25 protein-coding genes and 1 pseudogene are annotated in these 24338 nt (G+C 70.6%); 13 read left to right on the top strand and 13 right to left on the bottom strand.

Translation table 11 applies throughout. The annotated features are described in order from the left end of the window. The first annotated feature begins 180 nt into the window (after positions 1-180). From BJY20_RS07520 to galK, 7 genes are all read left to right on the top strand, one after another. Complete coding sequence (locus tag BJY20_RS07520; protein WP_185990958.1) at positions 181-1488, top strand: sensor domain-containing protein; 1308 nt, start codon at positions 181-183, stop codon at positions 1486-1488. Continuing rightward, positions 1485-2153 carry a response regulator gene (locus BJY20_RS07515; protein ID WP_185990957.1) on the top strand — a complete coding sequence of 223 codons (669 nt, stop codon included), beginning with the start codon at positions 1485-1487 and terminating at the stop codon, positions 2151-2153. The genes BJY20_RS07520 and BJY20_RS07515 overlap by 4 nt, the downstream gene beginning before the upstream one ends. Positions 2154-2156: 3 nt before the next feature. Further along, positions 2157-3005 carry a DUF4097 family beta strand repeat-containing protein gene (locus BJY20_RS07510; RefSeq protein ID WP_185990956.1) on the top strand — a complete coding sequence of 283 codons (849 nt, stop codon included), beginning with the start codon at positions 2157-2159 and terminating at the stop codon, positions 3003-3005. A gap of 120 nt (positions 3006-3125) precedes the next feature. Beyond that, positions 3126-4811 (top strand): sodium:solute symporter family protein, encoded by a 1686-nt coding sequence (locus BJY20_RS07505; RefSeq protein WP_221935269.1) that lies wholly within the window; start codon positions 3126-3128, stop codon positions 4809-4811. Positions 4812-4827: 16 nt separating this feature from the next. After that, on the top strand, positions 4828-5151 hold the full coding sequence (locus tag BJY20_RS07500) for a hypothetical protein (RefSeq protein WP_185990954.1): 324 nt from the start codon (positions 4828-4830) through the stop codon (positions 5149-5151). Between the two features lie 4 nt (positions 5152-5155). Then, on the top strand, positions 5156-6526 hold the full coding sequence (locus tag BJY20_RS07495) for a UTP--glucose-1-phosphate uridylyltransferase (RefSeq protein WP_185990953.1): 1371 nt from the start codon (positions 5156-5158) through the stop codon (positions 6524-6526). Beyond that, complete coding sequence (gene galK, locus BJY20_RS07490) at positions 6523-7719, top strand: galactokinase (protein WP_343062809.1); 1197 nt, start codon at positions 6523-6525, stop codon at positions 7717-7719. The genes BJY20_RS07495 and galK overlap by 4 nt, the downstream gene beginning before the upstream one ends. On the opposite strand, the gene BJY20_RS07485 is transcribed toward galK, so the two are convergent. After that, entirely contained in the window at positions 7712-8572 is an 861-nt protein-coding gene (locus BJY20_RS07485; RefSeq protein ID WP_185990952.1) for an Fpg/Nei family DNA glycosylase, read from the bottom strand. The genes galK and BJY20_RS07485 overlap by 8 nt on opposite strands. Further along, positions 8565-9641 (bottom strand): App1 family protein phosphatidate phosphatase, encoded by a 1077-nt coding sequence (locus tag BJY20_RS07480; protein WP_185990951.1) that lies wholly within the window; start codon positions 9639-9641, stop codon positions 8565-8567. The genes BJY20_RS07485 and BJY20_RS07480 overlap by 8 nt, the downstream gene beginning before the upstream one ends. 27 nt (positions 9642-9668) lie before the next feature. On the opposite strand from BJY20_RS07480, the gene BJY20_RS07475 reads away from it, so the two are divergent. Next, complete coding sequence (locus tag BJY20_RS07475) at positions 9669-10838, top strand: hypothetical protein (protein ID WP_185990950.1); 1170 nt, start codon at positions 9669-9671, stop codon at positions 10836-10838. Between the two features lie 4 nt (positions 10839-10842). Then, the gene (locus BJY20_RS07470; RefSeq protein ID WP_185990949.1) at positions 10843-11163 is read left to right on the top strand and encodes a putative quinol monooxygenase; all 321 of its coding nucleotides are present in this window, start codon (positions 10843-10845) and stop codon (positions 11161-11163) included. 12 nt (positions 11164-11175) lie between these two features. On the opposite strand, the gene arsC is transcribed toward BJY20_RS07470, so the two are convergent. The 4 genes from arsC to BJY20_RS07450 are packed head-to-tail and all read right to left on the bottom strand — an operon-like array spanning position 11176 to position 14220. Further along, positions 11176-11532, bottom strand: a complete 357-nt coding sequence (gene arsC / locus BJY20_RS07465; RefSeq protein WP_185990948.1) for an arsenate reductase (glutaredoxin) — start codon at positions 11530-11532, stop codon at positions 11176-11178. A 20-nt stretch (positions 11533-11552) separates the two neighbouring features. Beyond that, on the bottom strand, positions 11553-12929 hold the full coding sequence (locus BJY20_RS07460) for an outer membrane protein assembly factor BamB family protein (RefSeq protein WP_185990947.1): 1377 nt from the start codon (positions 12927-12929) through the stop codon (positions 11553-11555). 40 nt (positions 12930-12969) lie between these two features. Then, positions 12970-13896: an exodeoxyribonuclease III gene (locus tag BJY20_RS07455; RefSeq protein ID WP_185990946.1), complete on the bottom strand. Its 927-nt coding sequence runs from the start codon at positions 13894-13896 to the stop codon at positions 12970-12972. Positions 13897-13905: 9 nt separating this feature from the next. Continuing rightward, the gene (locus tag BJY20_RS07450; RefSeq protein ID WP_185990945.1) at positions 13906-14220 is read right to left on the bottom strand and encodes a GNAT family N-acetyltransferase; all 315 of its coding nucleotides are present in this window, start codon (positions 14218-14220) and stop codon (positions 13906-13908) included. A 219-nt stretch (positions 14221-14439) separates the two neighbouring features. Between BJY20_RS07450 and gdhA the strand changes: the two genes are divergently transcribed. Then, positions 14440-15795 (top strand): NADP-specific glutamate dehydrogenase, encoded by a 1356-nt coding sequence (gdhA, locus tag BJY20_RS07445; RefSeq protein WP_185990944.1) that lies wholly within the window; start codon positions 14440-14442, stop codon positions 15793-15795. A gap of 136 nt (positions 15796-15931) precedes the next feature. Here gdhA and BJY20_RS07440 read toward each other — a convergent pair whose 3' ends face one another. Both BJY20_RS07440 and BJY20_RS07435 read right to left on the bottom strand, forming a co-directional pair. Next, positions 15932-16201, bottom strand: coding sequence for a hypothetical protein (locus BJY20_RS07440; protein WP_185990943.1), 270 nt, complete (start codon positions 16199-16201; stop codon positions 15932-15934). A 32-nt stretch (positions 16202-16233) separates the two neighbouring features. After that, entirely contained in the window at positions 16234-16821 is a 588-nt protein-coding gene (locus BJY20_RS07435) for a hypothetical protein (protein WP_185990942.1), read from the bottom strand. Between the two features lie 187 nt (positions 16822-17008). Here BJY20_RS07435 and BJY20_RS07430 point away from each other — a divergent pair, with 187 nt between their 5' ends. Next, positions 17009-18490 (top strand): DEAD/DEAH box helicase, encoded by a 1482-nt coding sequence (locus tag BJY20_RS07430; protein ID WP_185990941.1) that lies wholly within the window; start codon positions 17009-17011, stop codon positions 18488-18490. 247 nt (positions 18491-18737) lie between these two features. Here BJY20_RS07430 and BJY20_RS07425 read toward each other — a convergent pair whose 3' ends face one another. From BJY20_RS07425 to BJY20_RS15680, 3 genes and pseudogenes are all read right to left on the bottom strand, one after another. Further along, positions 18738-19526 (bottom strand): acyl-CoA thioesterase, encoded by a 789-nt coding sequence (locus tag BJY20_RS07425; protein WP_185990940.1) that lies wholly within the window; start codon positions 19524-19526, stop codon positions 18738-18740. Between the two features lie 20 nt (positions 19527-19546). Then, on the bottom strand, positions 19547-20374 hold the full coding sequence (locus tag BJY20_RS07420) for a Rossmann-fold NAD(P)-binding domain-containing protein (protein ID WP_185990939.1): 828 nt from the start codon (positions 20372-20374) through the stop codon (positions 19547-19549). 9 nt (positions 20375-20383) lie between these two features. After that, positions 20384-20644, bottom strand: a pseudogene (locus tag BJY20_RS15680) (helix-turn-helix transcriptional regulator); the annotation flags it as partial. Positions 20645-20793: 149 nt separating this feature from the next. On the opposite strand from BJY20_RS15680, the gene BJY20_RS07410 reads away from it, so the two are divergent. Continuing rightward, positions 20794-21594 (top strand): maleylpyruvate isomerase family mycothiol-dependent enzyme, encoded by an 801-nt coding sequence (locus tag BJY20_RS07410; protein ID WP_185990937.1) that lies wholly within the window; start codon positions 20794-20796, stop codon positions 21592-21594. 130 nt (positions 21595-21724) lie between these two features. After that, positions 21725-22735, top strand: a complete 1011-nt coding sequence (locus BJY20_RS07405) for an aldo/keto reductase family protein (RefSeq protein ID WP_185990936.1) — start codon at positions 21725-21727, stop codon at positions 22733-22735. Positions 22736-22827: 92 nt separating this feature from the next. On the opposite strand, the gene BJY20_RS07400 is transcribed toward BJY20_RS07405, so the two are convergent. Then, the gene (locus tag BJY20_RS07400; protein ID WP_185990935.1) at positions 22828-23838 is read right to left on the bottom strand and encodes an NADP-dependent oxidoreductase; all 1011 of its coding nucleotides are present in this window, start codon (positions 23836-23838) and stop codon (positions 22828-22830) included. 29 nt (positions 23839-23867) lie between these two features. Beyond that, positions 23868-24326, bottom strand: coding sequence for a MarR family winged helix-turn-helix transcriptional regulator (locus BJY20_RS07395; RefSeq protein ID WP_185990934.1), 459 nt, complete (start codon positions 24324-24326; stop codon positions 23868-23870). Positions 24327-24338: the final 12 nt, after the last annotated feature.

Below are 24338 nucleotides of genomic sequence, written 5' to 3'. Positions count from 1 at the left end.
CGTCTCCATCACAGGGGCCCTCCACGGTGAGGGCCGTACCAAAGAGTAGGTCTCGCGGACCCGCACCACAAGGACGGCGACGCACCACCCGCAGCGCCGGGTCGAAGGGGGGACAGCCCCCCTTCGTCATGGGGGAGAGCACGGCAGACTCGGGCCACCGCGACTGCGAGAGTTGTCCTCGTGACCACGCAGACGATGAACCCACCTCTGGAGCGGCTGGAACGGCTGGAACGGCCCGGCCTCGCTCGTCGCTGGCTCGCCGGCTGGGGCAGTGTCCTGCTCCTCGTGACGAGCGTCCTCACCTCCCTCGTGGCGATGGTCTTCACTCTGCTGGTCCTCTCCGCGACCGTGGCCATCACCGCCGGCGGCATCGGCCTGCTCCTGCTCATCCCGCTCGTCTGGCTGGCCGGCGTCATCGGCCACGCCGAGCGGCACCGCATCGTGGCCCTGGCCGGCCGTCGCGTGTACCCGCCGGCGCGCCGCGAGCAGTCGTGGTGGCGGCGCCTGCTCCTCGACGAGCACTCGTGGCGCAGCGTCGCCTACCTGGCGCTGCACTCGTTGTGGGGCCTGGTCACCGGCTGGCTGACCGTCCTCGTCCTCGCCCAGACGCTCCTGCTGCTGATCGTCCCGGTGCTCATCGCACGCTCGCCCGAGCAGGGGTTCGAGGTCTACGGGCTGGTGGAGGTCCAGGGCATCACGGCGCTCGCGATCACTTGGGCGGTCGCCCTCGCGGTCCTGGTCCTGCTGCCCCTCGTCGCCCACCTGCTCACCTCGGTCGACGTGGTGCTCGCCCGTTGGCTGCTCGGACGTGACGAGCGCAAGGTCCTTGAGCACCTCACCGCCCGCGTCGACACCCTCACCGACTCCCGCCGCGAGGCCGTCGACTCCGTCGAGGCCGAGCGCCGCCGGATCGAGCGGGACCTGCACGACGGACCGCAGCAGCGCCTGGTCTCCATCGCGATGACCCTCGGCATGGCCAAGCAGGCCATCCACGACGACCCGCAGTCAGCGGCCGGGCTCGTCGACGAGGCGCACCGCTCCGCCAAGGAGGCCATCGTCGAGATGCGTCACGTCGCCCGCGGCATCGTCCCGCCGATCCTCGCCGACCGTGGCCTGGAGGCAGCGCTGCCCGCACTCGCCGCCCGCTCCGCGGTCCCGGTGTCGGTGGACGTGCGCGACGTGGGCCGGCTCGACCCGACGACCGAGGCCATCGCCTACTTCGTCGTCAGCGAGGCCCTGACCAATGTCGTCAAGCACTCCCGCGCCGAGCACGCCCGGGTGGAGGTCACCCGCGACGAGCAGCACCTGACGAGCGTCGTCACCGACGACGGCCGGGGCGGCGCCGACCCGGCCCTGGGCACCGGTCTGACCGGCCTGCGCCAGCGGGTCAACGCCGTCGACGGAGCCCTCGAGGTGGAGTCCCCACCCGGGGGAGGGACCCGTCTGACCGCAACCCTGCCCCTTCGCACCGGACGGAGCCTGACATGAGCGACGAGACCCCCACCAAGGTCGTGCTGGCCGAGGACTCCGTCCTGCTGCGCGACGGCATCGTGCGCCTGCTGGCCTCGGCCGGCTTCGAGGTCGCGGCGGCCTGTCCGGACGGGGAGACCTTCCTGGCGGCCGTGGACGAGCACTCGCCCGACCTGGTGGTCGTGGACGTGCGGATGCCCCCGACCTTCACCTCCGAGGGCATCGTCGCCGCCCTGCAGGTCCGCGACAGCCACCCCGAGGTGGCCGTGATGGTGCTCAGCCAGTACGTCGAGGAGCAGTACGCGACCGAGCTCGTCGCCTCCCGGTCGAAGGGGGTCGGGTACCTGCTGAAGGACCGCGTCGCCGACACGGGCGACTTCATCGCAGCTCTGCGGGACGTCGCCGGCGGCGGCACCGTCCTCGACCCCGAGGTCGTCACGCAGCTGCTCACCCGAGCGCGCCACGCCGACCCGCTCGCGGTGCTCACCCCGCGTGAGCGGGAGGTGCTCGACCTGATGGCCCAGGGCCGGACGAACTCCGCGATCGCCACGGAGCTCTTCGTCTCCCACGGGGCCGTGGAGAAGCACGTGACCTCGATCTTCACCAAGCTCGACCTGCCGCCCGCCGACGGTGACCACCGCCGGGTGCTCGCCGTGCTCCGCTGGCTCGACCAGGAGGACTGACCGATGTCGCAGACACCCGTGCCCACGCGGCCCGGTGAGCCCCACGACCCGCAGCTGCGCGAGCGCTACCTGCGCGATGCGCAGCAGGTACGCCGGGACAGGCGCGCGGAGACCGCGCGACTCGCGGCGGAGGTCCCACCGTCGCGCACCCCGTCGGGGCCCATCCGGGTCGTCGCCGGGCTGCTGACGCTCGTGCTCGTGCTGGGCGTCGGGTTCCTGCTCGCCGGGCCGATGCTCAAGCAGACGTCGACGAGCGAGCAGGCCCTGCCCGCAGACATCACCAGCCTGGAGGTCGACAACGACATCGGTGACGTGCGGATCCGCACGGCCGATGCCGGCGAGGCGCCCCGGGTCACCACGACGACGGCGTGGGGGTTGCGTCGGCCGGACGTCCTTGTCGAGGTCACCGGCGCCACCGCGTCGCTGGACGCGCAGTGCCCCTCCGGGATCGCCGCCCCCTGCTCCACCGACTGGACCGTCGTCGTCCCCGCGGGCGTCGACGTGGAGATCGAGGAGGGCGTCGGCCGGGTCATGATCGAGGGCATCGACGGTGACGTCGACGTCGAGGCGGGCGTCGGTGACGTGCGGATCACCGAGGCCACGGCCGGGCGGATCACCGCGGAGCTGGGCGTCGGCTCCCTGTGGGTGGAGGCCGTCGAGCCCCCGCAGCACGTGTACGCCAAGGTCGGTGTCGGTGACCTCTCGGTGCAGCTGCCGGAGACCGCGTCCTACGACGTGGACGTCCGCGGTGGCGTCGGGGAGGTGCGCAACGACCTCGGCAGCGACGCCGGGTCGGACCGCACGGTCACCGTCGAGGGCGGTCTCGGGTCGGTGAGTCTCTCGGCGTCCTGACGACGCGTGCCCCACGGCGCAAGAGCAGCGATCCGGTCAGGACGCACACCCACGCTTTCGGGCGTAGCGTGAGGTCTGCACACGGACAGCGCAGTCAGCGGGAGGCGGGCAACGATGCTGATGGAGAGCACCCTGCGGCTTGATGCCAACTGGGTCGACTACCTGCTGATCGGGATCTACTTCGCCTTCGTCCTGACCATCGGGGTGATGGCGCGGCGCTCGGTCTCGACCAGCTTGGACTTCTTCCTCTCGGGACGCTCCCTCCCGTCGTGGGTGACCGGCTTGGCCTTCGTCTCGGCGAATCTGGGCGCGGTCGAGATCATGGGGATGTCCGCCAACGGTGCCGCACTGGGCATGCCGACCTTCCACTACTACTGGATCGGCGCGATCCCGGCGATGCTGTTCCTCGCCGTGGTGATGATGCCCTTCTACTACGGCTCCAAGGTGCGCTCGGTGCCGGAGTTCATGCGCCGACGCTTCGGCCCCGGCGCGCACCTGGTGAACTCGATCAGCTTCGCCGTCGCGCAGGTGTTGATCGCGGGCGTCAACCTGTACCTGCTGGCGACCATCATCAACACCCTGCTCGGGTGGCCGATCTGGGTCTCCACGGTGGTCGCCGCGGCGATCGTGCTGTCCTACATCACCCTCGGCGGGCTGTCGGCCGCGATCTACAACGAGGTGCTGCAGTTCTTCGTGATCGTCGCTGCCCTGACGCCCCTGACGGTCCTGGCGCTGAACAAGGTCGGTGGGTGGGACGGCCTGACCGAGAAGATGACGGCCGCTGGTACGTCCGGAGAGCTGAGCTCATGGCCCGGGACCTCCTTGACCCAGTTCGGGTCGGAGATCTGGTCCGTCATCGGCATCGTGCTCGGTCTCGGGTTCGTGCTCTCGTTCGGCTACTGGACGACGAACTTCGTCGAGGTCCAGCGGGCGATGGCCAGCAAGGACATGAACGCCGCACGCCGGGCCCCGGTGATCGGGTCCTTCCCGAAGATGTTCATCCCCTTCATCATCATCATCCCGGGCATGATCGCGGCGGTGATCGTGCCCGAGCTGGCCGACTACAAGTCGAACGGCGGCACCGGCGGCGACGTCACCTACAACGACGCACTGCTGCTGCTGATGCGCGACCTGCTGCCCAACGGCCTGCTCGGGGTGGCGATCGCCGGGCTGATGGCCGCTTTCATGGCCGGTATGGCGGCGAACATCTCGGCGTTCAACACCGTGATGAGCTACGACATCTGGCAGACGTACGTGCAGAAGCACAAGCCGGACGACTTCTACACCACGTTCGGTCGGTGGGCCACCGTGGTCGCGACGGTTCTCGCGATCGGAACCTCGGCCTTCGCCGGGCAGTACAGCAACATCATGAACTACCTGCAGACGCTCTTCGGGTTCTTCAACGCACCGCTGTTCGCCACCTTCATCCTGGGCATGTTCTGGAAGCGGATGACGGCCGCCGCCGGTTGGACCGGCCTGGTGGCCGGGACCTCCGCTGCGATCGTGGTGGCGATCCTGTCCAACGACGCGCTGGGAGCGGCGAGCATCGGCGTGGTGGACCTCAGCGGTCAGGGTGCGGCCTTCGTCGCGGCGGGTGCGGCCTTCGTCGTGGACATCCTGGTCAGCGTGGTGGTCACCCAGTTCTCCCGGCCGAAGGACGAGGCCACGCTGCGCGGGCTCGTCTACTCCATGACCCCCAAGGCGGACCTGGCCGGGGCGCCGGTGGCCCACGCATGGGAGTCCCCGGTCAAGCTGGCAGGGGTGGCACTGGTCATGGTCATCATCCTCAACGTGGTCTTCAGCTGAGGGAGGCTGTCAGCTCATGAGCAACGATCAGAGCGGTACCGAAGGACGGTCGCGGCGGCACACGGCGGGAGCCTTGGATGTCCGCAACATCATCGGCGCCCTGCTGGTGATCTACGGCGTCATTCTGCTGCTGGTCCACTTCATCAGTGGAAGCGACACCGCGACGTCCGGGCCGACGCACGAGCAGGCGAACCTGTGGACCGGGGCGGCCCTCCTCGTCGCCGGGATCCTCTTCTTCGTCTGGACCAGGGTCCGCCCGATCGTGGTGGACGAGGCCGAGCAACAACGGCTCGAGGAAGAGAAGCGGGAGCTGGGCACGCCGGGCTCCACCTCCGACTGAGCCGATGACCACCTACGTCACCGCAGCCCTGGACAAGGCTCGCGCAGACGGCGCCACGCCACCGGAGCTGGCTGGGCTGCGGCGCCGCTTGGAGCAGCTGGCCGACCCCACCGCCGGGCAGCTCCCGGGCGAGTCCCTGGAGCCACTGGGGGACCTCCCCCGTCTGGCGGACCTGCCGGAGCCGGACCCGGCCCGCGCCCGAGAGGTCCTCGACCGCGTCGCCGTGATCAAGGTCAACGGCGGCCTGGGCACGAGCATGGGCCTGTCCGGACCGAAGTCCCTGCTCGAGGTCAAGCCCGGGCACACCTTCCTCGACATCGTGGCTCGACAGGTGCTGGCCACGCGGCAGGAGAACGCAGCCCGGCTGCCGCTGCTCCTGATGAACTCGGCCACCACCCGGGAGCCGTCGCTGCGCTCCCTTCGTCGCCATCCCGACCTGGCCGAGCAGGCCGCAGCCCTACCCCTGGACTTCCTGCAGGGGAGGGAGCCGAAGCTGCGCGCGAGCGACCGGTTCCCGATCCAGTGGCCGGCCCGACCGGAGCTGGAGTGGTGCCCTCCGGGTCATGGGGACGTGTACACCGCGCTGGCCGCGACCGGCACACTGGCGACCCTGCTGGACGCCGGCATCCACTGGTGCTTCGTCTCCAACGCCGACAATCTCGGGGCGAGCATCGACCCACGGATAGCGACGTGGATCGCCGACGAGCAGGTCCCCTTCGTCATGGAGGCGGTGCGGGGCACGGCCGCTGACCGCAAGGGCGGCCACCTGGCACTGCACCGGGGGCGCACGGTGCTGCGGGAGACCGCGCAGGTGCCCGCGGGGGACCCCTCCTTCACCGACGTGTCCCGCTGGCGCTTCTACAACTCCAACAACCTGTGGATCGACCTGCGGGCGCTGCGGGACCTGCTGGCGACACAGCCCGCGGGACCGGACCTACCCCTGATCGTCAACCACAAGAACGTCGACCCCACGGACTCCTCGTCACCGGCCGTGCTCCAGCTCGAGACGGCGATGGGCGCGGCCATCGGTGCGATCCCGGGTGCCCGTGCGATCGAGGTCCCACGCACGCGGTTCGCCCCGGTCAAGACCACCGACGACCTGCTGGTCGTGCGTTCGGATGCCTACGACCTGGCCCGGGACGGCCGACTCCTGCCGACGTTCGACGGGTCCGGACCGGTGGTGACCCTCGATCGTGACCACTACCGCCACCTGTCCGACCTGGCGCGACACTTCCCCCACGGTGTCCCCTCGCTGCGGGAGTGCGAGAGTCTGGAGGTGTCCGGTCCGGTGACCTTCGGCGCCGACATCGTCATCGAGGGGACGGTGCGACTGACCGGCCCCAAGACCGTGCCCGATGGGGAGAGGCTGACGTGAGTGATGTGACCCATGGCGAAGGGAGTGGCCGGATGCCGGGCGAGCGCGCGGTCGACGCTTTCGCGTCGGCCTTCGCCGGCACCCGCCCCGACGGGTGCTGGTGGGCCCCGGGCCGGGTGAACCTGATCGGGGAGCACACCGACTACCAGGACGGCTTCGTCCTTCCCCTCGCCCTCGACCGCGGTGCCGTGGCGGCGGTGAGTGTGCGCTCCGACGACCTGCTGCGGGTGCACTCGCTGCACGAAGGGGTGACCGCCTCCGTGCGCCTGGCCGACGTCGGCCCGGGCAACCCGTCCGGCTGGCTCGGGTACCTCGCCGGGGTGGGCTGGGCCCTCGCGCAGGCCGGCCACGACGTGCCGGGGCTGGACGTCGCGCTCGACTCGGACGTGCCCATCGGCGCCGGGCTCTCCTCCTCCGCCGCGCTGGAGTGTGCCGTGGCCGTCGCCTGGAACGACCTGGGGGACCTCGGTCTGGACCGCACCGCGCTCGCCGCTGCGGCTCGCCGCGCCGAGAACGACGTCGTCGGCGCACCGACCGGGGTGATGGACCAGATGGCCTCGCTGCACGGGCGCTCCGGCTCGTTGATGTTCCTGGACACCCGCTCGATGCACGTCGAGCAGGTCCCCTTCGACCTGGCCGTCCACGGCCTGTCCCTGCTGGTCATCGACAGCCGCGCACCGCATGCCCTCGTCGACGGGGAGTACGCCGAGCGACACGCGTCCTGCGCCCGCGGCGCCTCGCAGCTGGGGGTGCGCGCCCTGCGCGACATCGACGTCACCGGGCTCGACGACGCGCTGGCCCGCCTCGACGACGACGTCGTGCGACGGCGGGTCCGGCACGTCGTCACCGAGAACGATCGTGTCCTGCAGGTGGCAGACACGTTGCGCTCCGGGGCCGACCCGCGCCGCATCGGTGCGTTGATGACGGATTCGCACGTCTCCATGCGCGACGACTTCGAGATCACCGTCCCCCGGGTCGACGCTGCCGTCGACGCGGCGCTGGCCGCGGGGGCGCACGGAGCCCGGATGACCGGAGGAGGCTTCGGGGGCTGCGTCCTCGCTCTCGTCGACAGCGCCGCTGTCACCAGCACCGTGGACGCGGTGCGCAGTGCCTACGCCGAGGCCGGCTTCGACCCACCCGTGGCCTTCGTGGCGGTCGCCAGCAGCGGGGCCGGGCGGGTGGTGCCTACTTGAGGAACTTGCTGGTGCGCCGGTCGGCGAGCACCTTGCCGCCGGTCTGGCAGGTGGCGCAGTACTGCAGCGAGCTGTCGGCGAAGCTGACCTCGCGCACGACGTCCCCGCACACCGGGCACGCTTGGCCGGTGCGGCCGTGGACGCGCATCCCCGCCCGCTTGGCGTCCTTCAGCTCCTTGGCCGGTTTGCCGGAGGCAGCGGCGACCGCGTCGGCCAGGGTGGTGCGCAGCGCCCGGTAGAGCACGTCGACCTCGTCGTCGGTGAGCTTCGCGGCATGGGCGAAGGGGGACAGCCGCGCCACGTGCAGCACCTCGTCGGAGTAGGCGTTGCCGACGCCCGCGATGAGCGACTGGTCGCGCAGGACACCCTTGATCTGTGACGAGCGCCCGGCGAGGATCTCGCCGAAGACCTCCCGGGTGAAGTCCGCGCCGAGCGGGTCCGGCCCGAGGCGGGCGATGCCCGGCACGTCCTGCACGTCGCGCACGAGGTGGGCGGCGACGCTCTTCTTCGTCCCCGCCTCGGTGAGGTCGAAGCCGCAACCGTCGGACATCCGCAGCCGCAGCGCGACCGGGGACTTGCCCGGCCGCAGCATCGTCTTGGGAAGCTCCTCGCTGAATCGGATCCACCCCGCGCGGGCCAGGTGGATGACCAGGTGCGTCCCGTCGCAGTCGATGTCGATGAACTTCCCGTGCCGGTGCACCCCGTCGACCGGTGCGCCGGCGAGAGCCTGCGGCGGCGGGTCGACCGTCTTCAGGACGGTGAAGGAGGCGAGCTCCAGCGCCTCGACCGCGTGCCCGCTCAGCCGCCCGTCGAGGAAATCGACGAGTCCCTGCACCTCGGGCAGCTCAGGCATCGTTTCGCTCCGGGGGTGCGATCCCCAGGGCCTGGCGCATCTGCTCCAGCATCGTGTAGCCATCGGCCGCGTGGCAGATCGGCAGCGTGACCCCGACGTGCTGCTCGTAGGCGTCGGTGGCGATCGGGGTGAAGTGGCTCAGCAGCTGCTCGGTCGCGGACAGCACGCGGATGCCGATCGCCCGCACCCGGTCGGGTCGCTGCTCGGCGAACTCGCCGTAGATGCTCGGGTCGTGCTGCCCGTCGTCACCGATGAGCACCCACCGCACCTCGGGCAACTCACGCACGAGTCGGTGCAGGCAGGCGCGCTTGTGGTCCTGCCCGGAGCGGAACCAGCCGGTGTTGGTCGGTCCCCAGTCGGTCATGAGCATCGGTCCGAGCGGATAGCCGGCCCGGCGCAGGAACCGGGTCAGGGGCGGCACGGCGTTCCACGCGCCCGTCGAGACGTAGATGATGGGCGCATTCGGGTGCTCCCGCAGCAGCTCGCGGTACATCGTCGCCATCCCCGGCACCGCCCGGCGGGTGCCCTCGTGACGGAAGAAGGTGTTGTACGCGGCGATCATCGGCCGCGGCATCGTCGTGGTGATGATCGTGTCGTCGATGTCGGAGACGATGCCGAAGGTCTCCTGCGGGTCGACGATGAAGACCGCCGCCGTCGTGTCCGCGGCCCGGGGCGAGGAGATGTGCAGGTGGTGCCAGCCCGGCTCGAGGTCGTGGTCGGTGATCGTCAGGTCGAGGATGCCCGACCGGTCCACGCGGGTGCGCACCTCCCTCTCCCCGACGGTCACGGTGACCGGCTCGCCACTGGCCGGGGTGGCGAAGAAGAAGCGCCACCCCCTTCGCTCGTTGTCGGCGGTGCGCAGCTCCAGCCAGGTCGCCCGGGCGTCGGCAGCGGCAGGGGCGTAGGGGCGGCGGGTCATCAGGACCCGACCGAGGACGCGGACCCGGTCCACGCTGCCGTACCCGGTGTGGGCGAGCACCCGCGTGCCCCACCCACGGCGACGCATGATGCCGGCCACCTGGCGGTGCCAGGCGTCCTCGATGATCGCGGCGGAGTGCGGTCTCGGCATGATCCGAGCCTAAGGGAGGATGTCCACGTGAGTGACCTGGCGAAGGAGGAGGTCCGTCACCTCGACCTGGTGTCGATGGGGTGCCGGTGGGTGCTCGACGTGTCCGACCTCGACGAGGTGAGCGCCGCGCAGACCGCGGCCCGGTGGCGGCGGTGCATCGACCTCGCGACGGCCGCGACGACGATCGTCGACGACGAGCCGGAGACGATCCGGGCCACGGCCACCCAGCAGCCTTACGACCTCTCCCGCGAGCTGACTCGCAAGGGCCTGATGCGCCTGCGCGGCCGGGTCACCCTCCTGCACGCGGCGGCACTCGCCGACGCCTCCGGGCGCGCGATCGCCCTCGTCGCACCCTCGGGTGGCGGCAAGTCGACCGCGACCAGCGTCCTCGGTCGGCGCCTGGGCTACCTCTCGGACGAGACGCTCGTGCTGCTGGAGGACCACGGGATCGCACCGCACCCCAAGCCGCCGTCCCTGGTCGTCGACCCGGACGATCGGTGGCGCAAGGACGAACCGGCGCCGGACGAGCTCGACCTCGGCCCGACCCCCGGGCAGGCCCGGCTGGCACGGCTGCTCACCCTCGAGCGCGACGAGGACGTCACCGAGCCGGCCATCGAGCCGGTCGGCCTGATCGACCAGCTCCTCGCGGTGCTCCCCGAGACCTCCTCGACCTGGCTGGTGCCGGCCGGCCTGGACCGGTTGGCCCGTGCCGTCACCGTCGGCGGGCCGCCCGCCCGATTGCGCTACGCCGAGGTCGACACCTGCCACGACCTCGTGCGCGAGCACCTGGCCGCGCCCGAGACGCAGGCGCCGACCTGGGAGCACCTGCCTCCCGACGAGGCGGAGCGTCTGCGTCCCGACGAGGCGGAGCGCCGGACCGTCGAGCAGGTCAGGGGTGGGGAGCCGGCGATCTCGCAGGAGAGCGATGACGACCTCGACGGGTCGGACGGCCTCGTGCGGGCGCCGTGGTCGGACGCCATCGCCCACGACGGTGAGGTGCTCGTCCTGGCCGGGGCACGCCCCCTTCGCCTGGCCGGGGCCGGGGCCACCATCTGGCTGGCCGCGCGGAACGAGCGCACTCTCGACGAGCTCACCGACGTGGTCGTCGCCGAGCTCGGGGACCACCCCGACAGCAGCGCCCTCGTCCGGGCCGCGGTCGTCGACCTGCTGGACCACGGGGTGCTCGCGTTAGCGTGAGGACATGATCCTCATCGTCGTGAAGTACCGCACCAAGCCCGAGTGGACGCCGAAGTGGCCCGAGCTCGTCAGGGAGTTCACCGAGGCCACCCGCGCCGAGCCGGGCAACATCTTCTTCGACTGGAGCAAGAGCGTGGAGGACGAGCACGAGTGGGTGCTCGTCGAGGCCTTCCAGGACGAGGCCGGCGAGGCGCACGTGACCAGCGACCACTTCGCCGAGGGGCTGGCGGCCATGAAGCCCGCCCTCGCCGAGACCCCGCGCATCATCAGCCGCGTCGTCGACGGCTCCGGCTGGGACGAGATGGGTGAGCTGCAGGTCGACTGACCGCAGCCCGGGTCAGCCCTCGACGAAGGGGGCGACCCGGTCCTTCGGGCGGCCGATGATGGCGCGCTCGCCCTTGACGATGACGGGTCGCTGCATCAGGCGCGGGTGCTGGACGAGCACTGCGACGACCTGGTCGACCGTGGCGACGTCGGCGTCGGTGAGGCCCTGGTCCTTGAAGAAGGAGTCCCGGCGCACCAGATCGGTCGGCTCGTCCTCGAGCTTGCTGATCAGCTCGCGCAGGGCCGCTTCGTCGAGGGGCTCCTTGAGGTACTGGACGACCTCGGCCTGCGCGCCCGCCGCGTCGAGGGTCTCGAGGGCGGAGCGGGAGGTCGAGCACTTTGGGTTGTGCAGCACGGTGAGGTCACTCATGGACGTCACCGTAGCGGTGTCTACGGCGCCTGGAAGACGGTGATCGTCTCCTGGCCGCCGGCGCCGGAGCTGATCACGGCGAAGCGCTCGGCGGGCCCGGACGGGTCGAGTGCCTCGATGACCCGCGCTCCCACCCACCGGCCGTCGACCGACCACGCCTGCTCACCGGTCTCGGGGTCGAGCGCGCTGAGCCCGTCCCCGTCCGCGACGACGAGGTGTTTGCCGTCGCAGGAGATGGCCGCGTCTCCCGCGAGGGGGTGCTGCCACAGCTGGCTGCCGTCGTCGAGCGCACGCCCGGACACGGAGTGTGTCGACGCGTCGTCGTAGCGGTCGCTGGTCAGGGCGACGACGCCACCGCACACGCTGCTCAGCGCCGAGCCGGCGGGGGTTCTCCACAGCGGCTCCTCGTCCACGTCGCCGGCCGGGAGCACCTTGGTGCGCCCGGCGTCGAGGAGGAACCGGTACTCCGCGCCGCTGCCGTCGTCGACGAACGAGTGAACGGAGTCGGCGATCCCGGTCAGCGCGTCGACGTTGTCGGAGGACATCGTGACCCGCTCGCCCGTCTCGGCGGACAGGGCGAAGGGCTCACCGTCCTGCGTGGTCACGTGGGTGATGACCAGCTGGTCGCCGAGGCGGTAGGTCTCGCTGAGGATCCCGTTGCCGATGCTGGCGGGGGACTGGTGGTGCCACACGATCGACCCGTCCGTGGCGATCTGCGCCGCGTGCACCGTGGCCGTCCGGGTCGTGGTGTCACCCTCCTGCACCAGGACGCTGACGTGGAGGGCGTCGCCGCGCCGCTCCGCGCTCATGCCGATGATGCTCGACTCCTCGGGAGTGGGTGCCTCGGCGAAGGGCGCCCGCGCGACCTGACCGCCGTTCTCCGCCGAGATGGTGCGGAAGGCGTACTGGTGGGGTCCGGTCTCGACGCAGACGAGCGCCCCGGCACTTCCGCCGAGGCAGATCTCGCCCGCATCGGCCTTCCCCTGAGGGACCGGTGCGGAGTTGGACCACACCGTCTCGCCGGTGGTCACGTCGAGCGCGGTGCGGAAGTCGTGGGGGCCTTCGCCGCTGTTGCTCCCGACCGAGCCCTCGGCCACGACGGTGTCGGGATTGAGCGGTCGCCAGGTGACGACGCATGCGGATTCGCGGCACTCGCCCTCCGGGTCCATCCGGGCCACGGGGAGGGTGAACAGCTCCGTGGGGGCACTGTCCATCGGTGCCAGCAGGTCGTGGGTCGGTGGCCGGCCGGTGTCCCGGATCGCATCCACGCGCTCGTGCGCCTGCTCCTCCGGCTCGCCCTGGGGTGCTGGCGCGTCGCCGCCCACGAGGTTGCACCCGGTGAGGACGCTGACGGCCATGAGGGCCCCGATCGCGCGGATCCGCGAAGTGTGGGTCATCCGAAGGGGGTCCTCTCTCAGGTCTGTCGGGCGTGGCCGGTCAGGCGTCGGCGTAGTCGACGACGACGGCCGCGTGGTCGCTGACCCGCGCGTCAGCGCTGGCGGGCCGGTCGGTCCCGGCGGTCACCGCGCGCTTGGCCAGCGACGGCGTCGCCAGGTGGTAGTCGATCCGCCAGCCGGTGTCCCGGTCGAAGGCGCCACCCATCCACGACCACCATGACATCGGGCCGTCCGCGTCGGGGTGCACGCGCCGCACGACGTCCACGAGCGTGCGCGGCGAGGTGATCGAGGAGAACCACTCCCGCTCCTCAGGCAGGAAGCCCTCGGACTTGGCGTTCCCCCGCCAGTTGGTCAGGTCCTGGCGGGTGTGGGCGACGTTGAGGTCACCCAGGAGGAGGAACTCCCGGCCGGCGGCCTTCGCCGCCTTGCGGGAGCGGTCGAGCTGCCGCGCGAAGGAGGCGAGGAAGCCCATCTTGCGTTCGTACTTCGCTCCGCCGTCCGGTTCCTCGCGCCCACCCGGCTTCTGCAGGTGGGCCGGCAGTCCCCCCTTCGGCAGGTAGAGCGAGGCGATGGTGACCGCTGGCTGGTCCCCGGTCCCATCGATGTCGACCTCCACGTACCTCCCCTCGGAGGCGAAGGGGGACAACCCTCGCGCCATCGTCCCGGGAGGGGAGGGCTCACGATGGGTGTGCTCCTCGCCCGGCGCACGCATGAGCACCTCGCCGTCCCAGGTCCGCACGGCCGCCGGCCGCCGACGGGTGAGTACGGCGACCCCGTTCCGCCCGGCCAGCTGGCCGGGCTCGTAGGTCAGGTGGTACTCGCCGAAGACGCCCGTCGGCAACTTGTCCGGGGAGCAGCGCACCTCCTGCAGGGCGACGACGTCCGGGTCCCGCTCGGCGAGCCAGGCCTGAAATCCGCGGCGCTGCGCCGCGCGGATGCCGTTGACGTTGAAGGTGGCGACGCGCATGGGTGCGAGTCAGGCGCCGACCGCGGCGAGGTCGTCCGGGGTCGGGCTCGCGGTGATGTCCTCGTGCTCGCTGTGCTTCGTCAGCCACTTCTTGACGTAGGAGCACACCGGGACGACGGTCAGGCCCTCGGCGCGGGTGGCCGCGACGGCCTCCTCCACGAGGGTCCCGGCCAGACCCTGCCCGCCGAACTCCTCGCCGATCTCGGTGTGGACGAAGATCCGGCGCCCGTCGCGGTCGAGGAACTGGGTGAACCCGGCGACCTTCTCGTCGCTGCTGATCTCGAAACGGTCCGGCTCGTGCTGTCGGGTCACGGAAGTACTCATGCAGCCCACTCTGCCACGCCCGACCCCGCTGCTTGAGGAGCTTGCGCAGCAAGCGTCTCGAAGGCAACGCCAGCCCCCGACGGCCCTGTGAGGGAGGTCACTTGCGCGAGTTCATGGGGAAGTGCGTGCCCTGTCACACGTGAGACGGGCTCACGAATTCGACGCTCGGACCGCTACCGTGTGCCCCTAAACCTGCCCCGACGACGATGGAGATCAAGCATGTCTGCTCCCGCGCTCCACCCCCTCTTCACGGATCATTTCGACGAGGTGATCGCCCGCAACCCCGGTGAGAAGGAGTTCCACCAGGCGGTCTACGAGGTGATGTCGTCGCTGTCGCCGATCGCGGGCCGGGTTCCCGAGTACGCCCAGTGGTCGATCATGCAGCGCATCTGCGAGCCGGAGCGCCAGATCATCTTCCGCGTCCCGTGGACCACCGACACCGGTGAGGTCCAGATCAACCGTGGCTTCCGCGTCGAGTTCAACTCCGCGCTCGGCCCGTACAAGGGTGGTCTGCGCTTCCACCCGAGCGTGAACCTGTCGATCATCAAGTTCCTCGGCTTCGAGCAGGTCTTCAAGAACTCCCTGACCGGCATGCCCATCGGCGGCGGCAAGGGCGGCTCCGACTTCGACCCCAAGGGGCGCTCGGACCAGGAGATCATGCGCTTCTGCCAGTCCTTCATGACCGAGCTCTACCGCCACATCGGCGAGTACACGGACGTGCCGGCCGGTGACATCGGCGTCGGTGGCCGCGAGCTCGGCTACCTCTTCGGGCAGTACAAGCGCATCACCAACAGCTACGAGTCCGGCGTCCTCACCGGCAAGGGCCTGTCCTGGGGCGGCTCGCAGGTGCGCACCGAGGCGACCGGCTACGGCACCGTCTTCTTCACCCAGGAGATGCTCAAGGAGAGGGGCGAGTCCCTCGACGGCAAGACCGTCGTCGTCTCCGGCTCCGGCAATGTCGCGACCTACGCGGTGGAGAAGATCCACCAGTTCGGCGGCAAGGTCATCGCCGTCTCCGACTCGGGCGGCTATGTCGTCGACGAGGACGGCATCGACCTGGAGCTGCTCCAGGAGGTCAAGGAGGTCCAGCGCGGCCGCCTGACCGACTACGCCGAGGCCAGGGGGGGCAAGGTGCGTCACGTCGAGGGCGGTGCGATCTGGGACGTGCCCTGCGACGTCGCCCTCCCGTGCGCCACGCAGAACGAGCTGTCCGAGGAGCAGGCCCACACCCTCGTCAAGAACGGTGTCCGCCTCGTCGCCGAGGGCGCGAACATGCCCTGCGTCCCGGGTGCCACGGAGATCTTCCGCGAGGCCGGGGTGCTCTACGCACCAGGGAAGGCCTCCAATGCTGGGGGTGTTGCCACCTCCGCCCTGGAGATGCAACAAAACGCCAGCCGTGACTCCTGGGGCTTCGAGGAGACCGAGGCGCGCCTCGAGGACATCATGCGCGACATCCACCGCAACTGCGTCGAGACCGCTGCCGAGTTCGACCAGCCCGGTGACTACGTCATGGGCGCCAACCTCGCCGGCTACATCAAGGTCGCCGACGCGATGGTGGCCCAGGGCGTCATCTGATCCTCGTCCGCTTCACGCCGCCCCCGGTTGCTGCCTGCGACCGAGGGCGAGCTGTTGGTGGTTGAGGTGTGAGTTCGCGCAGCGAGCTGGGTCCCACGCTCCGCGTGGACGCCTCGAAACCTGTAGCTGACTCGCCTCACGCGTGGTGACAACAGCAGGAGCACTCGTCCAGGGCCTCGTCGTGCACCGCCTCAAAGGGGGTGCCCAAGCAGAGCGAGAGCAGGGAGATGCAGTACGAGTTGTCGCAGATTTCGAACCTCCCCTGCTCGTGCGCCCGCAGCAGCTCGACGGCGGCGAGCATGGCGGCTGCCTCCAAGGCGCTCAACTCGGGTGCGTACAGCCGGGCTCGCAGCTTGGTCAGCTCAGCTGTGTGATCGGGTTCGTGGTCATGGCGATCTCGGTGCATGCCTGCAAGCGTGAGCCGGGGCGAAGGGGGAGTCAGCTCCCTTCGCCACGTCGTAGCTCAACTGCAGCTTTGATGTCGAGCAAGCCGTAGCCGTAGACGTGGGTTGTCAGGACATCGACCCCCCGTCGCTGGTTTCCGAAGAAGGCGCCGATCCGGTTGCACACTCGTGGGAACGGCTTCTCGCGTGGTGCCCCGAGACGGGTCCAGTTCGAGTTCGGGACGATCAGGAACAGATGTTGGATGTCGGTCGCGATGTGTGCCTTCCACATGTCCTTCAGGTCGTGGTTGTTGTTGACCGTCCCGCCGCGCTCGACTTCGGCCATGACGCCCCGCCCCTGCCCGAGCGAGAAGACGAAGTCGGGTCGTGCGCGGGTGACGATGCCGTCCTGTGGGGTTAGGACGACTTCCTCACCGAAGCCCAATTCGTCCTTGAGGACCTCGGAGACGATGGCCTGGATCGCGGAGCTCTGGGCGCCCACCACGTGGGCTTGGTTGATCGCTTGCTCGCGGTCCTGCATGTGCGAGCGGAGCTGCTCGGCGAGAACGGTGACGCGTTCGACCTCTTCGCGTTCCACCGCAGACATGGTGCTGCGAACGAATGAGCGCATCTCGACCGGCATGACCGAAGCTTCTCACCACCGTGGTCAGGCACGGCCTTCTCCACCTGTAGACTGCATCCCAGCAGCCACCCAGTTCTGCAGTGTGCTGCTCCTCTTCTTGCAACGATGCCAATGCGCCGCGACCGCATCATGCGGGTCCGCGCCGGGCAGAACCGAAGCATCATGACTCCGTTTGGAGCACTCCTTCGTGACCACCACGTTCGCCGACCTCGGCGTGCCCACCGCCCTGACCTCGATCCTCGAGAAGGACGGCATCACCACCCCCACTCCCATCCAGGCCGCGACGCTGCCGGACTCCCTCGCCGGACGCGACGTCCTCGGCCGCGGGCGCACCGGCTCCGGCAAGACCCTCGCCTTCGTGCTGCCGATGCTCACCCGCCTCGCCGCCAGCGACAAGCGCCGCCAGAGCAAGCGCCCCCGCGCCCTCATCCTGGCGCCGACCCGTGAGCTGGCGACCCAGATCGACGAGGCACTGACCCCCTTCGCCAACGTGCTCGGGATGCGCAGCCGCACCGTCTTCGGTGGCGTCGGCCAGAACCCCCAGGTCTCCGCGATCGCCAAGGGTGTCGACGTCGTCGTCGCCTGCCCCGGGCGCCTGGAGGACCTGATGAACCAGGGCCACGTCAACCTCGACTCGGTCGAGATCACGATCCTCGACGAGGCCGACCACATGGCCGACCTGGGCTTCCTCCCCGGCGTGAAGCGCATCCTGGACAAGACGCCGCGCGGCAGCCAGCGGATGCTCTTCTCCGCCACCCTCGACGGCGCGATCAACCAGATCGTCAAGCGGTACCTGGAGAACCCGAAGACCCACGAGGCCGACTCGGCGCAGTCCCCGGTGGCGAAGATGAGTCACCACGTGCTGCACATCCAGTCCACCCAGCACATGCAGGTCCTCACCGACCTCGTCGCCGCCCCCGGTCGCAAGGTCGTCTTCACCCGCACCAAGCACCGCGCCAAGCGGATGGCCCGCCAGCTCAACGCCGCCGGGGTCCCCGCGGTCGAGCTGCACGGCAACCTCAGCCAAGGTGCGCGCACGCGGTCGATGGACGCCTTCCACTCCGGTGCGGCCCAGACCCTCGTCGCGACGGACATCGCCGCCCGCGGCATCCACGTCGACGACGTCTCCCTCGTCATCCACGCCGACCCGCCGGTCGAGCACAAGGCCTACCTCCACCGCTCGGGTCGTACCGCCCGCGCGGGCGCCGAGGGGACGGTCGTCACGCTGATGACCGACGAGCAGGTCCGCGACGTGCGTGACCTCACCCGCAAGGCCGGCATCAAGCCGACGACGACCAAGGTCTCCGCCGGTCACGAGCTCCTCGCCGAGCTCGCCCCCGGTGAGCGGACCTTCCCCGGCGGCTTCGTGTCCGCGGCGCCGCAGCAGCAGGGCGGCGCGAAGGGGGGCTCCCGCAGCGGTCGTGGCGGCTCCGGCCGTATTGGCCAGGGCCGCGGTGGCCAGGGCGGCAGCGGTCGCGGTGAGCGCGGCGGTGCCGGGCGCAACCGCAACGGCCAGGGCCGGGGTGGTTCCGGCGGCGGTCGTGGTGGCCAGTCCCGTGGCGGCTCCGGTGGCGGTCAGGGCCGCAGCGGCGGCTCGCGCCAGGGCAGTAACTCCCGTGGCGGCAGCGTCGTCGCGTTCTCCAGCAGCAGCACGGGTCGCAACCACTGACGCTCAACACGGACACACGGACGCCCCGCTGGGCATCGAGCCAGCGGGGCGTCCGTATGTCGGGAGAGGATCGGAGGCGTCGGCCGGTGGCACCCCTGCACCGAGAGATGTGCTGACCGGCCGGGATGTCTCCATTTGGCCGGGAAACCTCGTGTCGACCGCGTTGTGACTCGGCCACGCCAGGCGTTCTCGGTTAGCGTGGGGCTTCCCGTCCACAGCGGCCCCGGGGCACGGCTCGCCGGGAACCTCAGCCGAAGACCGACACCGTCTGCCGGCTGATCGCGACGAGCCGGCCGTCCGGGTGCCAGATCCGCGCGTCGGTGTGGGCGTATCCCTCGGCGGCGTGGTCGGTGTGCACGGCATACGCCCAGTGCGTGTCCGGCTCGGCGGTCACGTTGTCGACGAGCTCGAGCGTCCAGGTGAGGCTGCTGCCGGGCGCAGGCTTCGCGAGCATCTGGATGACCGCGGGCGGCCAGGAGTCGGCGAGGCTGATGAAGTGGCGCTCGTCGAAGGTCGGCGGCGCCTGCCGGAAGCGCATCCACCCCGTCATGTGCGACGTCTGCGCACCGGAGTAGGGGATGTTCCCGTCTGCCAGCCGCATCTCGACGTGCTGGAAGAAGTCCGGCGTCGCACCGGGGATGTAGGGCAGCGGGTCGATCGTCATGGGCTCGGGCAGCTGGGGCATCGCCACCGCCGATCGCACGGACAGTGTCGACTCGCGGGACGCGCCGAAGGCAGCCAGCGCTGCCGCCACGATCGAGTCACCCTGGCGAAGCGTCACCAGTCCCTGCGTCGCGCTCTTGCCCGAGCGCAGGATCTGCACGTCGGTCTCGGCCGCGCCGGGCGTGACAGGCGCGACGAAGTTGACCGTGATGCTGCGCAGCGGCGGGTCCGTCCCCTCCGGCAGCTGGGCCCGCAGCGCCGAGTGCATCAGGCCCCCGACGAGGCCGCCGTAGGTGGCGCGGCCCTGGCCCCAGCCCTCCTGGACGTGGACGGTGCCGGTGGCGGCCTGTTCGAGCATCTCCTGCAGGTTCATGGGCTCACCCTAAGCAGGCGTCACGAGTCCAGTTCCAGCTGTGCCCGGTACCCCTCGCGGAAGGTCGGGTACCGCAGTCGGAATCCGCTCTCCCGCAACCGGGCGTTGATCATCCGTCGGCCGTGCGGCTCGGTACTCCCCGTCGGTGCCGGCCGTGGCAGGCCGAGCTCGTCGGCGACGAAGTCCCGCACGGCTCCGGCGGTCGAGGGCTCGTCGTCGGTGCCGATGTAGAGGGTGCGTGGGTCCTCCTCGCGGGTGAGCAGGTGGATGATCGCCGCCGCCGCGTCCGCGCGGTGGATGCGGTTGGTCCACCGACCGGGGTTGTTGTTCTCCCCTTCGCGCACCGTGTGCACCAGGCGGTTGCCCGGCGTGCCATAGAGACCGCTCAACCGCAGGACGCTCCCGTGGGGGAGCGCATCGTGGAAGAGCGCCTCCGACTCCAGCAGGACCTGCGCGCGCTCCGCCGTCGGAGCGACGGGGGTCTCCTCGTCGAGGTCGCCCTCGAGGTCCCCGTAGACGCTCGTCGACGAGACGAGCACGGCCCGTCGGGGGACGCCGGAGCGCAGCACGGCGTCCAGCCCCCTTCGCACCCCGTCGACGTAAGTGGTGCGGTAGCCGGCCGGGTCGCGCCGGTCGGGAGTCATCGTGATGACCAGCAGGTCGCTCGGTAGGTCCGGCACCGGTCCGCTCGTCAGGTCGGCAGCCACCCCCTCGATCACTGGCGGCAGCGCGGCGACTCGGCGCCGAACCCCGGTCACGTGGTGGCCGTCGGCGGCGAGTGCCGTCCCGACACGGATGCCGAGGTCGCCGCAGCCGAGCAGAGTCGTTCGGGTGTCGTGGGTGCTCACGGTCCCAACCTACGAAGGGAGCGGCGCCGCGTCGGGATGTCGGCCCACCTCCCCGTGTCGGTAGGTCGTGGGAATGGTGCCCTCCCAGCGTCGGAAGGCCTGCGAGAAGCCGGACACCTCGGTGAACCCGAGCTGCCGGGCGATCACGGCCACCGGCAGGCCGCGCACGAGGAGCTCACGCGCCAGGGTCTGGCGAACCTCTTCCAGCAGCGCCCGGTAGGAGGTCTGCTCGGCGGTCAGTCGCCGTTGCAGGGTGCGCCGGGACATGCGGAGCTCGGTGGCATGTCCTCGATGTCTGGGGAGGCGCTGGCCCCCGCGGTCCTGATGACGCTCGAGCCGCTGATGCGCAAGCAGGGCTCGCGCGCACTCAGGACCTCCCGCTGACCTCGCCGAGGCGGACCCTCCCATAAGGTGAGGCCATGACACGACCTGACCCCCTGACCCTGTGGGACGAGACGGGGCAGGACCTCCTGGCCGCGCTGCGTGGGCTCACCGACGACGACTGGGGCAGACCGGCATTGCCCGGGTGGAGCGTGAAGGACGTGGTGGCCCATCTCGCCCACCTGGAGTCCGAGGCCGCGGGGATGGACCAGCCCGAGGGCGGCCGGTCCCACATCGAGGCAGGGCGCAACCGACCGATGCCCACGGACCTGACCGAGAGGGGCGTGCAGGCACGGCGCGGGCACTCCACGGCCGAGGTGCTCGAGGAGTTGGAGACCGCCTGCGTGCGCCGCCGCGAGGTGCTCGCCGACCTCGACCTGAGCGACCCCAAGGCCCCCGCGCCGGGTCTGGTCGGCGAGCTGGGTTGGGATCTGCGGACCTGGCTGACCAACCGCCCCATCGACCTGTGGGTCCACGAGCAGGACATCAGGCGCGCGACCGGCCGGCCGATGGTCACCACGAGCACCGGAGCGGCCCACGTGGCGGGGGTGATGACCGCGGCCTTCCCGGCCGCGCTGCGCAAGCTGCCCGTCGGCACCGCCGTCGTCGCCCACGTCACCGGACCGCAGGGCCGGGTTCTCTCTGCCCGGGTCGGCGAGGACGGGCGGGCCGCCCCCTTCGACCCGAGCGAAGGGGGCATGGTCACCCTGGCGATGAGCGACGAGACGTGGCTGCTGCTGACCGGCGGACGGATCGCGCCCGAGGAGGCCGACGTCGCCGTGACCGGCGACGCGACGGTCGCGGCCCAGGTGCTGCGCCGGCTCAACGTCACCCCCTGACCGCGGTTTCGAGGCTGCAGTCGCGGGCGACCTCTGCGCCTCAACCACCGCAGGTCGAGCGCGCCTTGGCCACCGCCGGTCGAGGTGCGACGCAGGAGCCTCGAGATCCCGGAGGCGTAACGTGAGCGACATGGAGTATCGATACCTCGGCAACAGCGGTCTGAAGATCTCCGAGATCGCTTACGGCAACTGGCTCACCCACGGTTCGCAGGTGGAGGCCGACGCGGCGAAGGCATGCGTGCGGGCTGCCCGCGAGGAGGGCATCTCGACCTTCGACACCGCAGACGTCTACGCCAACACGGCCGCGGAGAGCGTGCTCGGCGAGGCGCTCGGGGGAGAGCGAAGGGAGTCCCTGGAGATCTTCACCAAGGTCTACTGGCCCACCGGGCCGGGGGGACACAACGACACCGGCCTGTCCGCCAAGCACATCCGCGAGTCGATCGACGCCTCGTTGCGACGCCTGCGCACGGACTACGTCGACCTGTACCAAGCCCACCGATACGACACCGAGACGCCGCTCGAGGAGACGATGCAGGCCTTCGCGGACGTCGTGCGCTCCGGCAAGGCGCTCTACATCGGGGTCAGTGAGTGGACGGCCGAGCAGATCCGCGAGGGTCACGCTCTGGCCCAGCAGCTCGGGATCCGGCTGATCTCCAGCCAGCCGCAGTACTCGATGCTCTGGCGGGTCATCGAGGGTGAGGTCGTGCCCACCTGCCGGGAGCTCGGCCTGTCGCAGATCGTGTGGTCCCCGATCGCACAGGGCATCCTCACCGGCAAGTACCAGCCCGGTCAGCCGTTGCCCGAAGGGAGCCGAGCCGCCCACGAGGAGGCCGGCAAGCCGATCCAGGGTCGGGTCAACGACGAGGCCCTGCTCACCGCCGTCCAGGGACTGCGCCCCATTGCCGACGAGATGGGGTTGTCGATGGCCCAGCTCGCCGTCGCGTGGGTGCTGCAGAACGACAACGTCGCCGCCGCGATCATCGGCGCCTCCCGCCCCGAGCAGGTCACGGAGAACGTCGCGGCCTCCGGCGTGCGCCTGGAGCCGGAGGTCCTGGCCAAGGTCGACGAGGTGCTCGGTGACCACGTGGAGCGTGACCCCGGGAAGACCGCGGAGCTGGCCCCACCGACGCGCGTCTGCTGATCCCGCACCGCCGTGCCCGAACAACGTCGTTCTGACGCAACGAACCCCGCCACACACGTGGCGGGGTTCGTTGCGTCAGCGGGGAGCTCGGGTCACAGACGGACGAGCATCTTGCCGGTGTTCGCCCCCTCGAGCAGGTCCATGAATGCCTGCGGTGCGCCCTCGAGCCCGTCGCGGAAGGTCTCGTCCCCGACCAGCTGTCCGTCGGCGAGCCACCCGGAGGCCTTCGCCCGGTACTCCTCGGCCAGCTCGGGGTACTGCCCCACGATGAAGCCACGCAGGGTCAGCCCCTTGCCGATGGCCTGGAACAGGTTCCGCGGCCCCGGCGCGGGCTCGGTCGCGTTGTACTGGGAGATCGCGCCGCACATGGCCACGCGCCCGAACTTGTTGAGGTGGCCGATCGCGGCCTCGAGGTGGTCACCGCCGACGTTGTCGAAGTAGACGTCGATGCCGTCCGGGGCGACCTCGCGCAGGCCGTCGCGCACGGACGTCTCCTTGTAGTTGAAGGCCGCGTCGTAGCCGAGCTCGAGCAGGCGCTCGATCTTGGCGGGGGAGCCCGCTGAGCCGACCACGCGCGCGGCGCCCAGGGCCTTGGCGATCTGGCCGACGGACTGTCCGACGGCCCCGGCCGCGCCGGAGACGAAGACGGTGTCCCCTTCGCGCAGTTGGGCGATGGCGGTCAGCCCGACGTAGGCCGTCAGTCCAGTCATCCCCAGCAGGCCGAGATAGCGCGAGGCGGGCGCGGCGTCGGTGTCGATGACCGTCACCTTGGCGGCGGACACGACGAGGTGTTCGCGCCAGCCGAGGCCGTGCAGGACGTGGGCGCCGACCGGGACATCGGCAGAGCGCGAGGCGATGACCTCGCCGACGGCTCCGCCGTCCAGGGGTGCGTCGACCTGGAAGGGCGGGACATAGGACTTCACGTCGTTCATCCGACCGCGCATGTAGGGGTCGACGGACATGATGCTGTTGCGCACGAGGACCTGGCCCTCGTCCGGCTCGGGCAGGTCGACCTCCTCGAGGCGGAAGTTCTCGGCCGTCGGCGCGCCGTGCGGCCGCGAGGCGAGGACGATCTGGCGGGTGGTCGTGGGTGCCTGTGTCATCAGGTGTCCTCCTGGGTTCGTGGTGGTGGTCACCGTGTCGGCCCTTCGAGGCCGTCACGGGCGTCGCCGATGGACTCGAAGAAGCGGCGTGCCAGCGTGCGCAGCATCGCCAGCTCCTCCGCGTCCATGTCGACGGCGTCGTACAAGCGGGCCTGGATGTCGTTGACCCGGGACTGCAGGCCCCGACCCGTCTCGGTGAGGTGGATCGTCACCCGACGACCGTCGTCGCCTTCCCGGCGGCGCTCGATGAGACCGGTGGTGGCCATTCGCTTCAGCAGCGGAGAGAGGGTGCCGCTGTCCAGGTGCAGGACCTCGCCCAACTCGGACACGCTGCGACCATCCCGCTCCCAGAGCGCGAGCAGGGTGACGTACTGGGTGTACGTCAGACCGATCTCGCCGAGGGACTCGCGGTAGGCGGACGTGGCCGACTTCGCCGCGGTGTAGAGCGCGAAGCAGAGCTGCTGGTCGAGCTGGTGGTCCGTCTGCATCCGACAACCATT

Origin of the sequence: Janibacter cremeus, assembly GCF_013409205.1 — a bacterium.
Lineage (GTDB): Bacteria > Actinomycetota > Actinomycetes > Actinomycetales > Dermatophilaceae > Janibacter > Janibacter cremeus.
Note: the sequence above shows the minus strand (reverse complement) of the source record. Positions and strands in the feature narration are given on the sequence as shown.

Excerpts from the sequence above, each read along its gene's own strand:
- gdhA (WP_185990944.1), top strand. The coding sequence starts at position 14,440 with ATGTCTGCTCCCGCGCTCCACCCCCTCTTCACGGATCATTTCGACGAG.
- BJY20_RS07395 (WP_185990934.1), bottom strand. The coding sequence starts at position 24,326 with ATGCAGACGGACCACCAGCTCGACCAGCAGCTCTGCTTCGCGCTCTAC.
- BJY20_RS07515 (WP_185990957.1), top strand. The coding sequence starts at position 1,485 with ATGAGCGACGAGACCCCCACCAAGGTCGTGCTGGCCGAGGACTCCGTC.
- BJY20_RS07505 (WP_221935269.1), top strand. The coding sequence starts at position 3,126 with ATGGAGAGCACCCTGCGGCTTGATGCCAACTGGGTCGACTACCTGCTG.
- BJY20_RS07450 (WP_185990945.1), bottom strand. The coding sequence starts at position 14,220 with ATGAGTACTTCCGTGACCCGACAGCACGAGCCGGACCGTTTCGAGATC.
- BJY20_RS07500 (WP_185990954.1), top strand. The coding sequence starts at position 4,828 with ATGAGCAACGATCAGAGCGGTACCGAAGGACGGTCGCGGCGGCACACG.
- BJY20_RS07470 (WP_185990949.1), top strand. The coding sequence starts at position 10,843 with ATGATCCTCATCGTCGTGAAGTACCGCACCAAGCCCGAGTGGACGCCG.
- BJY20_RS07460 (WP_185990947.1), bottom strand. The coding sequence starts at position 12,929 with ATGACCCACACTTCGCGGATCCGCGCGATCGGGGCCCTCATGGCCGTC.
- BJY20_RS07440 (WP_185990943.1), bottom strand. The coding sequence starts at position 16,201 with ATGCACCGAGATCGCCATGACCACGAACCCGATCACACAGCTGAGCTG.
- BJY20_RS07510 (WP_185990956.1), top strand. The coding sequence starts at position 2,157 with ATGTCGCAGACACCCGTGCCCACGCGGCCCGGTGAGCCCCACGACCCG.
- BJY20_RS07405 (WP_185990936.1), top strand. The coding sequence starts at position 21,725 with ATGGAGTATCGATACCTCGGCAACAGCGGTCTGAAGATCTCCGAGATC.
- BJY20_RS07400 (WP_185990935.1), bottom strand. The coding sequence starts at position 23,838 with ATGACACAGGCACCCACGACCACCCGCCAGATCGTCCTCGCCTCGCGG.
- BJY20_RS07455 (WP_185990946.1), bottom strand. The coding sequence starts at position 13,896 with ATGCGCGTCGCCACCTTCAACGTCAACGGCATCCGCGCGGCGCAGCGC.
- BJY20_RS07435 (WP_185990942.1), bottom strand. The coding sequence starts at position 16,821 with ATGCCGGTCGAGATGCGCTCATTCGTTCGCAGCACCATGTCTGCGGTG.
- BJY20_RS07480 (WP_185990951.1), bottom strand. The coding sequence starts at position 9,641 with ATGCCGAGACCGCACTCCGCCGCGATCATCGAGGACGCCTGGCACCGC.
- BJY20_RS07485 (WP_185990952.1), bottom strand. The coding sequence starts at position 8,572 with ATGCCTGAGCTGCCCGAGGTGCAGGGACTCGTCGATTTCCTCGACGGG.
- arsC (WP_185990948.1), bottom strand. The coding sequence starts at position 11,532 with ATGAGTGACCTCACCGTGCTGCACAACCCAAAGTGCTCGACCTCCCGC.
- BJY20_RS07495 (WP_185990953.1), top strand. The coding sequence starts at position 5,156 with ATGACCACCTACGTCACCGCAGCCCTGGACAAGGCTCGCGCAGACGGC.
- BJY20_RS07410 (WP_185990937.1), top strand. The coding sequence starts at position 20,794 with ATGACACGACCTGACCCCCTGACCCTGTGGGACGAGACGGGGCAGGAC.
- BJY20_RS07425 (WP_185990940.1), bottom strand. The coding sequence starts at position 19,526 with ATGAACCTGCAGGAGATGCTCGAACAGGCCGCCACCGGCACCGTCCAC.